This is a genomic window from Moraxella sp. CTOTU48268, assembly GCF_032069585.1.
Taxonomy (GTDB): Bacteria; Pseudomonadota; Gammaproteobacteria; order Pseudomonadales; family Moraxellaceae; genus Faucicola; species Faucicola cinerea.
Genome location: NZ_DAMALV010000018.1, coordinates 17,680 through 30,592 on the forward strand (window position 1 = coordinate 17,680; position 12,913 = coordinate 30,592).

Sequence of the window (12,913 nt, forward strand, 5' to 3'; positions counted from 1 at the left end):
CTTTTTCCATAGGGTTGTTATAAGTCATTGACACTTTCGATGCTGGTGGTAGTGGTTTCTTTACCCGATAGCGGCTTGTCAAACGGCACATTGTACAAACGCAAGGCTTCTTTCATCACACTGCGGAACACGGGTGCTGCAACCAAACCACCAAATTTGTTAACACGCGGGTCTTCAACTATGATGGCGACCACAAAACGTGGGTTGGAAGCAGGGGCAATACCGACAAACGCGGTGCGGTATTGGTCATTGTAATAACCGCCTTTGGGATTAGTGCGTCTTGCCGTACCGGTTTTACCCGCCACACGATAGCCATCGATAGCGGCTAAGGTTGCCGTACCGCCAGGCTCAGTGACTGACGTCATCATATCGACAATGGTAAGGGCATCGCTGGTTTTGATGACTTGCTTGGCAGCAGGTTTGGCAAAAGGGACGGCGACATTATTGGTACTACTGCTATTAAGCGCGTTATCACGGGTACTTTTAAGGAGCGTCAACGGATGCATCACGCCCCCTGCCCCTAACACACTATAAGCTTGCGCAAGCTGCGCCAGCGTGACTTGCAGACCGTAACCGTACGACACAGTTGCGCGGCGTGCGATTTCATTTTGCTCAGGCGTTGGCACTAGACCTGCGGACTCACCGGGTAATTTTAGGTTGGTTTTTGCGCCAAACCCAAAGGCTTTTTGCGTATCACTCATCGCGGTGGCGGGCAAAGAAAGGGCAATTTTTGCTGAGCCGATATTACTCGATTTTTGCAATAGGGTACGCAGACTAATAGTGCCTAAATTGCCATGGTCACGAATAGTATGCCCTTGCACCACCATGCTACCTGGACTGGTATTAACCAGCGAGTTGGCATTGTATTGTCCTGACTTTAAGCCCGTGGCAACGGTGATGGGTTTCATCACCGAACCGGGTTCAAATACATCCATCAAGGCATGGTTACGCTGGTTTTCATTGGATAAGCTATTTAAGTCATTGGCGTTAAACGACGGCCAGTTGGACATCGCCATCACTTCGCCCGAGTTGACATCAACAATCATACCCGCTGCCCAGCGCGCTTGCTGCACACGTCCGACTTTTTCAAGTTCTTGGTACAAGATATATTGTAGCCGTGAATCAACGGTTAATTGTAAATCTTTACCAGCGACTTCAGGTTTGACTTGTTCGATTTCTTTAATGCTGTTGTTTTTGGCATCACGCATGACCATGACTTCGCCATCTTTGCCCGATAGCATGTCATTAAATACGCGCTCTACCCCAGCTTGCCCTTGGTAATGCGTGCCATCTGCCAGATTGGTACGCGCCATAAAGCCTAACAATTGGGCATTCGGTTGTGGCTGTGGATAGTAGCGCTGATAAAACGTGTCGGTACTGACCCCAGCAAAATTGGCATCGATGAGCGGCTGTGCCGCTTCAGGTTGCACATTTTTCATCAATGGAAAATAATGCGACCCTGCGCCTGTGGGCAATACAGCTTTTACCGCCTCTTTATCGGCAAGATTGATATTGTCATTGATACGCACCGCATTTTTAAATTCGCTGACGCTAATGCCTGTCAATGCCGAAAGTTTGGCTAAATCCATGTTTTGCAAACGTTTTGCAACGCGCTCAAGCTCACGACTGACTGATTTACTCGGTTTAGACTTTTGCAATTCTTGTTGGCGCGCTTTAAGCTCATAGTATTCCACCGCATAATCATGCGGACTAAAATACGCAGAGGTTAATGGCGCTGAAATCGCAAGCGGCATGTTATTGCGATCGGTGATCATACCCCGGTAAGACGGCTCTTTTTTGACGGTGGTAATGAGCGAATTACCTTTGTCTTGATAGTAGGATTTATTAATGACTTGGATGTATGCCAATCGTCCAAAAATCGCCACAAATACTAACCCCATCGCTATCCAAATGGACTTAAAGCGAATGGCATCTTCTTCAATACTGCCTTGGCGTGACGCCCCACTACGACGCTTTGATGCATTTCTTTTAGGGGCAGTGACTTTGAGCACAGGCACTTTGGTGGGTCGCCCTGACATGGCATTGGCAACTTTGGTGGTTATCGATTTTTTATTGCGAGTATTCACGCGGTTGCCTCATCAATGCTGCGTTTCTGGATTGATAGCTGGAGTGTTTGACTCGTTGCTGCTGGCGTCACTAGTAAATACCGTGACTTTGTTGTCGTGAATAATCATACGATCAGACAAGTTAGGGTAAAACATATTGAGTTCAGTCACCGCGCGGTTGGTCACTTGCGGGGTGGCGCTAAAAGTTTGCTGCTCAATCAGCATACGTTGGTGTTCCATTTGCAGCTGGCGAAATTGTTTTTTGAGTTTTTGCAGCTCGCCATATTGTTGGTGATAAGTTTGGATTTGCTCGACGACGCTCACCCCTGTCCATAAAATCGCAATCACTAATAGCATCATCGCAACCGTATATAGACTAACGCCGCGATACTCGGTATCGAGCATCTCGCTAATACTGGCACCCAAGCCTTCACTGCTTTTTTTCATCGGCGTGTTATTTTTTACCGTTGCGTGGTTATTTTTGGCGGAGAAAAAACGAGTTTTTTTGAGCGAATTTTGGTTATCGCGGCCATTCGGCATGGGATCACTCGTCATGGGAGGCAGGGGCTGAGATTTTGGCATTTTTATATCAAAGAGCTTTTTATATCAAAGAGCAGGGTATCAAGATAAAACAAGTCATTATAACGCAACCCATCTAAGTTTGGTTAATGCAATCGCTTTTTATTGTTTGTTATAAATATCATGTTACAAAAACGGCTACTTTTACAATCGGGTGGCTGACCGAAGCCACGCACTTCTGGCGCGCGGGTTGTTTCTTATTTCCGTATCCAACGGGGCGACACGCTCAGGTTTAGATAGCAGTTTGGGGCGTTTGGGTGGCATCGGCAAATTGGCATCTTCAGGATATTGACCTTTACTGTGTTTTTGCAAAAACTGCTTGATGATACGGTCTTCTAGCGAATGAAAACTAATCACCGCCAAGCGTCCCCCTACGTTAAGCGCCATGAGCGATTGATCCAAGAAGCTGTCAATATCACCGAGTTCATTATTGATAAAAATACGCATGGCTTGAAAACTTTGGGTGGCAGGGTGCTTGCCTTTTTGCCAGTTGGGATGCGCCTGTTTGATGGTTTCTGCCAGCGCTAGGGTAGAATCATAGTGCTCCATTTGTTTGATCGCCCTTGCAATACGGCGACTGTGTCGTTCTTCGCCATAGTTATACAGCACATCGGCAAGCACGGTTTCATCCACGCGTTTTAACCATTGGGCGACCGATTCGCCACGGGTGGTATCCATGCGCATATCAACTGCACCATCACGCATAAAGCTAAAGCCGCGGCTACCGTCATCCAGCTGCGGCGAGGACACGCCCAAATCTGCCATAATCCCATCGACCTGTTCAATCCCTAATCGCTGCAGATTGTCCTGTAGCTTGGCAAAACTATCATGAATCACTATCACGCGCGCATCACTGGCTGCCAATGCTTGCGCCGTTTGTATGGCTTGGGGATCTTTATCAAATACGAGCAGACGACTGTCTTTATCCAAATAAGTTAACAGCAATCGGCTGTGCCCACCGCGCCCAAATGTCGCATCGACAAAGGTGCCCGTTTTTTTGATGGTTCCTGTTTCTAGCGCCGCTACAGTTACATTGAGCACACTTGCCACCGTTTCTTTTAGCAAAACAGTTTCATGGATAAATTCAGGTGCGCTAACAGTCATAACAGGCTCAATGGGACAATAAGAAAAAAGAAATTCGCTAAACAATCGCTAGGGTGAAAACAAATAAAAATCATAATTTATCTAATCCCCTATTATCGCTGAAGCGAACCTAGGGTCAAGTAAAATCATAACCTTAACTGGGTTTTTATGATAAAAATACTCATCTTTGATAAAACCTACCGATAAAAAAGACGGTCATAAAACCGTCATTAATATTCGTTAATACTCGCTAATATCCAATAATAGTAACGGGGCGCTTAATCATCATAGCCATTAGGGTTTTGGCTTTGCCAACGCCAAGTGTCGGTACACATACGCTCGATATCAAACTCGGCTTGCCAGCCCAACAGATGCTTGGCTTTATCACTACTGGCATAACAACTGGCAATGTCGCCAGGTCGTCTTGGTGCTATACTATAAGGCACGGGTTGACCCGTGGTTTTGATAAAGGCATTCACCAATTCTAATACAGATGTCCCTTTACCTGTACCCAAGTTAATCGGCTCAAATCCGAGCTGGGTTTGCTGTTCCAAATACTGTAAAGCGGCGACATGCCCTTTTGCCAAATCAACCACATGAATATAATCTCGCACGCCTGTCCCATCCACGGTATCATAATCATTGCCAAACACGCTTAACTGCGGCAGCTTACCCACTGCCACTTGGCTAACATACGGCATCAAATTGTTTGGAATGCCATTGGGATTTTCACCTATGGTTCCGGTATGGTGGGCACCAATGGGATTAAAATAGCGCAGTGAAATTAATTGCCAGTGGTTATCTGATTTTGCCAAATCTTCAAGCATATGTTCAATCATCAGCTTGCTTTGCCCATACGGATTGGTCGCAGAACGCGGTGAGGATTCGACAATCGGCAAGGCTTCTGGGTCACCATACACGGTTGCGGATGACGAGAAAATCAAGTTTTTTACTTGGGCGTTGGTCATCGCATCGAGTAGATTGAGCGTGCCTGCGACATTGTTTTGATAATACCAAAGTGGCTTGGCAACCGATTCACCGACCGCCTTTAGTCCTGCAAAATGAATCACCGCAGTGAAGTCATGCGCGGCAAAGGTTTTGGCAAGCAGCTGTGTGTCCAAAATATCGCCTTCGATAAATTCAATGGACTGCCCTACAATTTGCTGGACACGCGCCAGCGAAGTCCGGCTACTATTGGATAAATTATCATACACCACGGGGGTGAATCCTGCCGCAATTAGCTCTATTAACGTATGTGAGCCGATATAGCCTGCCCCGCCAGTCACTAAGATTTTTTTGCTTTGATTTATCATTGTTTTGCCTATTTTTTACAGCCTATACCCGTATAAAAACCAACGAGCTGCTGAATTTGTGATTCGGTTAACGTATTTTTTGCATCAAAAATGGGTAATGCAATGTTATTTAAACGATTGATATCCGGCTTGATCGGTAGCGACCAGTTGACAATAAACAATGCTTGCACTTGTGTAAGCGGCGCATAGGCATCGTCGGTCAATGAAAACAGCGGATGATTACCGTATAACTCTAACAATTCTTCTTTGGTATTGTTGGCATACACAATCGTTTTGATATTGTATGACCATAATAATTTGATCAGTGGATGAAACGCTGAATGGGTGGTGCGTCCCGTCCCATTACGATAGCCTGAGCCCCAAATCATCACCGTTTTATTTTCGATAAAGCCATCAAAATATTGCCAAAATTCACGGAAAATCAGTTCTTTTTGGTCTTCATTAATGGATTTTACCGCCTCTAGCAATGATGTCTCTACTTGATTGTGCTTAAATCCATCAATCAAAAAATCCAATTCTAGCGGCAATGACTTGCCACCAAATCCCCAACCTGCTTTGAGATAATCTTTACCAATGCGTTTATCTAGCCCAAGGACTTGCTCAACTTGTTTGATATTGACCTGTTCACTGGCGGCGAGACGCGCCATTTCATTCATGAAAGACAAGCGTGTTGCCAGCATTCCCATGATACTACTGCGCGCAAATTCTGCCGTTTTAATATCGGTAATAAAGTGCTTGTCACTTTTTTCAATAAAAAACAGCAAAATGTTGTTGTGCGCGCTACTGCCTTGCGTTTTTTCACCAATCAGTGCCAAATCGGCTTGGAAAAAAGAACTAAAATTCGCCCCATCTTTCATAAAAATAAACGGAAGATAATACACCCAAGTAGTCGTCAATTTGCGGGCGAATTGTTCAATCTTACCAATGGCTTTGACACCACTGATGATAATCTGGGTGGTTGGGTTAAAATGAAATGAGCCAAATTGGTCAAGCGCCTGCGCTGACACACCATCGACAAACAACCAAATATCATCTGCGCTGACATAGGCTGAAAAATCATGGATTGGCAAAGGCTGGGTAACGATGTTGCCTTGAGATTGGTACAACTGCCACAGTAGCACCATCTGCCGATCAAACTGGTAATCATTCATGACCTGCTGAAGGCTATCGTCATCGGTCAATAGCCTGACTTGATATTCAAGGGTGGCAAGCAAAATACAGGCATTGATTGATTCATTGGTACTGCCAATTACATATACAGTTTTTGTCATTTTTTTCTTCTTTTATCCCTATCCATCATCAGCTTGCAAAGGTTGTTTTAATGGTATTTAGCAACTGATTGGTTGAGCTGTCAAACGGCTGCGCTTGTTGCGGCGATAATTCTTGCGTTGATACTAAGGCATCAAAGACGGCATTAGCCATCACTTTACCCACTTCAACCCCCCACTGGTCAAATGGGTTAATCTGCCAAATGACTGACATAACAAACACTTTGTGCTCATACAGCGCAATCAATGCCCCTAACGTTCTTGGGGTCAGCTGTTTGAGTAGAATGGTGGTTGACGGCTGATTGCCGCGATAATGCTTGAATTTATCCATACCATTATTGCTGTCTTTGATGGCGGCATTGCCAAACGCCAACACTTGGCTTTGCGCTAAGCAGTTGGCAAGCGAAAGTCCATGCTGCTCAAGCAAGTTTTTATTGATTGTTTGGGCATCTGCGTAGCGTTTGATGGGGGCAATAAAATCACAACTGACTGCCTGTGTGCCTTGATGTAACAACTGATAAAACGCATGCTGAGCATTGGAGCCAATATCACCCCACAAAATGGGACAAGTATTGTAAGTCACGGCCTCGCCTTGGCGATTAACAGATTTACCGTTACTCTCCATCTCAAGCTGGGTTAAATAGTTGGGAAAAAAAGATAACCGACCATCATAAGGTAACACCGTATGGGCGTTAATGTGTAAAAACGTACTGTTCCAAACACCGAGTAGCCCTAACAACACAGGCATGTTTTGAGAAAAATCGGCGGTGGCAAAATGCCGATCCATCTCATAGGCACCTGCTAGCAATTCATAAAAATTGTGCATGCCAATTTTTATGGCAATCGCCAGTCCAATCACCGACCACATGGAGAATCGACCCCCAACCCAATCCCAGAGCATTAGTTGGTTATCGACATGGATACCCCATTCTGACATCTTATCTGCTTTGGTAGAAATCCCAATAAAATGACGACGCAAAATAGTGGCTTTGTTATCATGACTGGCTAACAACCATGACATCGCCGTCTTGGCATTGGACAGCGTATCAATGGTGGAAAATGATTTCGACGAGATAATAAATAGCGTGGTTTGCGGATTTAATACTTTGAGCAAACTATCGAGCTGGGTGCCATCCATATTGGAGACAAAATGCACACTGATAGGGGTATCTGTCCATTCTTTTAGTGCCGTTGTTGCCATCACTGGCCCTAGATCTGAGCCGCCGACCCCGATATTCACGACATCGGTGATTGCCTGACCAGAATAACCACGCCAGACCCCATTACGAATCCGCTCAACCAACTTTTCCGCTTTTTGTAAGCTGGTATGCACCTGCTCAATGACATTGATACCTTCGACCCAAACTTGCTCACCTTGCGGCTGTCTTAACGCGGTATGCAGTGCAGGGCGATGCTCAGTATCATTCACGATTTCGCCTGTCATCAGCCGATGGATTTCTTGCGCTAACTCACGCTCATTTGCCAATGTGATTAAATTACTGAGCACAGCCTCATCAATTTTTTGTTTACTAAAATCCATGATCATGTCGCACGCAGCAACGCGGTACTGTGAGCCGCGATTGGATTGTTGGCTAAACAATTGATTAAGCGTGGCCATACTATCTGCTTGAGTAGACAGTGTTTGCCATGTACGATTCGCACTTGTATCGGTTGACATTCGTCTATGACCCTATATTAATTTGCTGTATGTTGAAACGCTTCAATACCCAATTGGGTAGCAAAATAACCCACGGCTTGTAAATAGCTATTCATATCACCTGCATCAAAGCTGTTACCTACCATGCTAACCACGTCCACCCCTTGCGTGCTAATAAGCGCATCAACGGCATCGGTCAGCTGAATTTCCCCCCCCACACTTGGCTGCGTGTTGGCTAGATAATCAAAAATAGCATTATTAAATACATAGCGCCCAACGACAGCCAAGTTAGAAGGCGCGTCCTCAGCTTTGGGTTTTTCCACAAAACCCGTCACAGCAAACGACTGGTTTTGTTCAGACTTTGCTACCATTTGTGTGGTGGCTAGCTTGGCAATACCATATTTATGAATATCACTTTCTTTCACTGGATCAACCAATATCTGTGAATGCTGCTGCTTGGCAAACTGCTGTAGCATGTAAGCTAAATTCTGCTGAGTATAGTCAGTGTTATAAGGGTTTAAAATCACATCGGGTAATAGCACAGCAAACGGTTCATCACCTACAATGGCACGGGCTTGCAACACAGCATGCCCTAATCCTAACGGTTTGCCTTGGCGCACACTGGTAACCGTGACCCCTGCAGGTAGCCAGTTCAAACTATCTGCTAGCGCCGCTTTGCCTTTACCGCGTAATTGGGTATCAAGCTCGCTATTGATATCAAAATAGTTTTCAATGGCGATTTTTTGCGCATGATTGACCAAGACAATATTGGTTAAACCTGCGGCAATCGCTTCTTCAACGACGTATTGAATGGCTGGTTTATTGCCAAGTGGTAGTAATTCTTTTGGCACTGCTTTTGATAGTGGTAGCATACGCGTGCCAAACCCTGCCACAGGGATAACAGCGTGAGTGATTTTTGTCGACATAGTGACTCTTAATAAGACAAGTTTTTCAAATAGTTTATATCAAGCTTAACATATTTTTATGGCAAATATTTTATCTGCCCGAATATTTTAAAGGCATTATTAAAACTGATTGAGGGTATTTTGCTAACACCAGCGTTTGCTAACACCAGCGGATAATAAAAAAGCAGATAACCCAATGATTATCTGCTCTTGATTAGTCAAAATAGCGGATGATTACCAACCAGTGACTTCTTTTACTTTTTCACCGATTTTTGAAGGATCACGGGTATAAGCAATACCAGCCTCTTCAAAGGCTTTGAATTTTTCTTCCGCTGTACCTTTACCACCTGAGATAATCGCACCGGCATGGCCCATACGTTTACCTTTTGGTGCTGTGACACCTGCGATATAACCAATAACGGGTTTAGTCACGTGGTCTTTGACGTATGCAGCCGCTTCTTCTTCAGCCGTACCACCGATTTCACCGATTAATACAATTGCTTCGGTTTGTGGGTCGTCTTGAAGCAATTTTAATGCGTCGATTTGGTTCATACCTGGGATGGGGTCGCCACCGATACCGATACAGGTTGATTGACCAAAGCCAAGTTTAGTAGTTTGAGCCACCGCTTCATAAGTCAATGTACCAGAACGTGAGATGATACCGACTTTACCTTCTTGGTGAATGTGACCTGGCATGATACCAATTTTGCATTTACCTGGGCTGATGACGCCTGGACAGTTTGGACCCACCATACGGATGATTTCTTCGCCCTTGGCTTGTAGGTCAGCGTTGACGTTTTCTAAGTAACGTTTGGCTTTTAGCATATCTAGGGTAGGTACGCCTTCGGTGATGACCACAATCAATTTTACGCCAGAGTTAATCGCTTCAACGATTGAGTCCAATACAAATGGTGCTGGTACAAAGATAACAGAGGCATTAGCACCCGTTGCTGTTACTGCCTCATCCATTGTATCGAATACTGGACGATCAAGGTGGGTTGTACCGCCTTTACCTGGGGTAACACCGCCAACGATGTTGGTACCATAAGCAATTGATTGCTCTGAGTGTAGAGTACCGTTTTTACCTGTGAAACCTTGCACTAATACTTTAGTGTCTTTTCCAACTAATACGCTCATTGTTTTTCCTTTTACTTTTTATGTTTGATTTAAACGATTAACCAGTAGGGCACATAGCCCTACTCGCTCATACCTATACTTTCTTCATTAGGCATTATTAACCGCATCAACAATTTTTTGACCGGCTTCAGAAAGACCTTCAGCAGGAATTAATTTAAGACCTGAATCACGTAGGATTTGCGCACCTTTTTCAGCATTGTTACCTTCGAGGCGCACAACCACAGGCACGGTGACGTTGACTTCTTTTACCGCTTCGATAATCGCTTCGGCAATCATGTCACAACGTACGATACCACCAAAGATGTTGATGAGTACGCCTTGTACTGATTTGTCTTCAAGAATCAATTTGAACGCTTCAACCACACGTTCTTTGGTCGCGCCGCCGCCTACGTCTAGGAAGTTAGCGGGTTGACCACCATATAGTTTGATGATATCCATGGTTGCCATCGCAAGACCGGCGCCATTCACCATACAACCGATGTTACCTTCAAGCGCAACATAGTTTAGGTCAAATTCTGAGGCTTTTAATTCACGCTCATTTTCTTGTGATTTGTCACGTTGTTCAGCGACTTTTGGTAGGCGATAAAGGGCATTTGAGTCGATACCGATTTTGGCGTCAACACAGGCTAATTCACCAGATTTACGAACGGCTAATGGATTGATTTCAAATAAAGCAAAGTCATTTTCGGTAAAGGCTTTATAAGCCCCTGTCATCAATTTGGCAAATTCGTTGATTTGTTTGTCTTTTAGACCCAGTTTGAAAGCCACTTCACGAGCTTGGCTAGGTTGTAAGCCCACCAGTGGGTCAACTTCTACTTTCAAGATTTTTTCTGGGGTTTCTTCGGCAACTTTTTCAATTTCAACACCGCCTTCAGTTGACGCCATGAATACCACACGGCGTGCTGAACGGTCTACGACTGCACCTAAGTACAATTCAGTTGCGATTGGGTACATGTCTTCGGCGATAAGTACGCTATTAACAGGTTGACCGTTGGCGTCAGTTTGGTAAGTTACCAAGTTTTTACCAATTAATTCTTCAGCAATTTGTTTCGCTTCTTCACGCGTTTTAGCGATTTTTACGCCGCCCGCTTTACCACGGCCACCGGCATGTACTTGGGCTTTAACAACCACGGCACCAGCATTGCCTGCCATTTTATCAAACGCTGCGGCGGCTTCGTCGCCATTTTTAGCGATGATACCTTCTTGTACTGGCAATCCATAGCTTTTTAATAATTCTTTGGCTTGATACTCATGTAAATTCATGAATTTATCCTCTCGGTTTTGGTTTACATTGTTTTAAAATTATTTATGAATATTGTGGTCAACAGTGAGCTAACCTAGTTGATAATGAGGTTAGGTCACTTGCCTTATTCAAACTATTGATGCATAAGCTAATTAGCCCAGTTACTTATGAACTAAGTTAATTGTTTGTGAGCCAAATTACTTATGAACTAGGTTACTTACGCTTACGTTGAATCGCATGAATCGCACGACCATCCGCTGATAGCACCGCCTCGTGTACCGCTTCAGAAATGGTTGGGTGAGCAAACGTCATCAATTGCAAGTCTTCAATACTTGACACAAATTCCATCGCAATCATGCCTTGATGAACGATATCGCCTGCACCCGCTGATACGACATGCATACCTAATAAACGATCCGTTTTAGCATCGGCGACCACTTTAATGAACCCTTGGCCTTCACCAGCGGCTAATGCACGACCATTGGCAGCTAGGCTGAATTGACCTGTTTTGACTTCATGACCTTTCTCTTTGGCTTGTTCTTCAGTTAAGCCCACCCATGCAATTTCTGGGTGTGTGTAAATTACGCTAATAATGGTGTCATAATTGACTTGAACTTTTTCACCATGAATACGTTCAACTGCCATCATGCCTTCTTCCATCGCTTTGTGCGCTAGCATTGGACCACGCACCAAGTCACCGATTGCATATACGCCATCAAGGTTGGTTTGACAGAAGTCATTTACCGCTACCAAACCACGTTCAGTAAGCTCTACCCCTGAATTTTCGCCAAGTAAGTTTTCTTTATAAGCACGGCGACCCACACAAACGATGAGTTTATCGAAGGTTTCTTGGCCTGCTTGACCTTTAGCATCAAACGATACAAGTACCTTACCGTTTTCTACTTGAGCCTGAGTAACTTTGGTATCAATACGGATATCCATGCCTTGGGCTTTTAGTAGTTTTGCCGCTTCTTTGCTTACGGCTTTGTCCGCCGCTGCTAAAAATTCTGGCATGGCTTCAAATACCACTACTTCACTACCCAAACGACGCCATACCGAACCCAGTTCAAGACCAATCACACCACCACCAATGACGCCTAAACGCGCAGGCACTTCGGTAAAGTCTAACGCACCGGTTGAATCAACGATATATTCGTTATCAATCGGGGCAACAGGGATATCAATGGGCACAGAACCAGAGGCTAAAATCACATTTTTAGCGGTAATAGTGGTAGGCGTAGAACCATCTAATGGAGTAAATTCAACTTGTTTATCCGCACCTTTACCATCAAGTAATTTACCTGTACCTTGTAGCCAGTCAGCACCGTTACCTTTTAATAACGCAGCGACACCACCGGTTAATTGTTTAACGATAGCGTCTTTACGGCTTAACATTTTACTGATGTCAATCGCCACTTCACCTGTGGTGATACCGTGGTCGGCTAAGTCATGCTTGGTTGCTTCGTAGCGATGTGAGCTGTCTAGTAATGCTTTTGAAGGAATACAACCGACGTTCAAACAGGTACCGCCTAACGCTGGCTCACCTTTATTAATACGTTTTTCGATACAAGCCACGCTCATACCCAGTTGTCCTGCACGAATAGCTGCTTCATAGCCACCAGGGCCACCACCGATAATTACCAAATCATAGCTTTCTTTCAT

General features: G+C 44.7%; 10 protein-coding genes. All 10 read right to left on the reverse strand.

The window, feature by feature from the left end:
• Positions 1–17: 17 nt before the first annotated feature.
• On the reverse strand, positions 18–2,087 hold the full coding sequence (locus tag RT143_RS07600) for a peptidoglycan D,D-transpeptidase FtsI family protein (protein ID WP_313092215.1): 2,070 nt from the start codon (positions 2,085–2,087) through the stop codon (positions 18–20).
• A gap of 12 nt (positions 2,088–2,099) precedes the next feature.
• Positions 2,100–2,648: a cell division protein FtsL gene (gene ftsL / locus RT143_RS07605; protein WP_313092217.1), complete on the reverse strand. Its 549-nt coding sequence runs from the start codon at positions 2,646–2,648 to the stop codon at positions 2,100–2,102.
• 141 nt (positions 2,649–2,789) lie between these two features.
• A complete protein-coding gene (gene rsmH / locus RT143_RS07610; protein ID WP_313092219.1) occupies positions 2,790–3,749 on the reverse strand; it encodes a 16S rRNA (cytosine(1402)-N(4))-methyltransferase RsmH in 960 nt (319 codons plus the stop codon).
• Between the two features lie 257 nt (positions 3,750–4,006).
• A complete protein-coding gene (gene galE, locus RT143_RS07615; protein ID WP_313092221.1) occupies positions 4,007–5,041 on the reverse strand; it encodes a UDP-glucose 4-epimerase GalE in 1,035 nt (344 codons plus the stop codon).
• Positions 5,042–5,049: 8 nt separating this feature from the next.
• Entirely contained in the window at positions 5,050–6,312 is a 1,263-nt protein-coding gene (locus RT143_RS07620; protein ID WP_313092222.1) for a UDP-glucose 6-dehydrogenase, read from the reverse strand.
• A 28-nt stretch (positions 6,313–6,340) separates the two neighbouring features.
• Positions 6,341–7,987 carry a glucose-6-phosphate isomerase gene (gene pgi, locus RT143_RS07625; RefSeq protein WP_313092224.1) on the reverse strand — a complete coding sequence of 549 codons (1,647 nt, stop codon included), beginning with the start codon at positions 7,985–7,987 and terminating at the stop codon, positions 6,341–6,343.
• Between the two features lie 17 nt (positions 7,988–8,004).
• Complete coding sequence (locus tag RT143_RS07630; RefSeq protein WP_313092226.1) at positions 8,005–8,892, reverse strand: UTP--glucose-1-phosphate uridylyltransferase; 888 nt, start codon at positions 8,890–8,892, stop codon at positions 8,005–8,007.
• 213 nt (positions 8,893–9,105) lie between these two features.
• Positions 9,106–10,008 carry a succinate--CoA ligase subunit alpha gene (gene sucD / locus RT143_RS07635; protein WP_007115061.1) on the reverse strand — a complete coding sequence of 301 codons (903 nt, stop codon included), beginning with the start codon at positions 10,006–10,008 and terminating at the stop codon, positions 9,106–9,108.
• Positions 10,009–10,095: 87 nt separating this feature from the next.
• Positions 10,096–11,271: an ADP-forming succinate--CoA ligase subunit beta gene (gene sucC, locus RT143_RS07640; RefSeq protein ID WP_007115062.1), complete on the reverse strand. Its 1,176-nt coding sequence runs from the start codon at positions 11,269–11,271 to the stop codon at positions 10,096–10,098.
• Between the two features lie 193 nt (positions 11,272–11,464).
• Complete coding sequence (lpdA, locus tag RT143_RS07645) at positions 11,465–12,913, reverse strand: dihydrolipoyl dehydrogenase (protein WP_313092228.1); 1,449 nt, start codon at positions 12,911–12,913, stop codon at positions 11,465–11,467.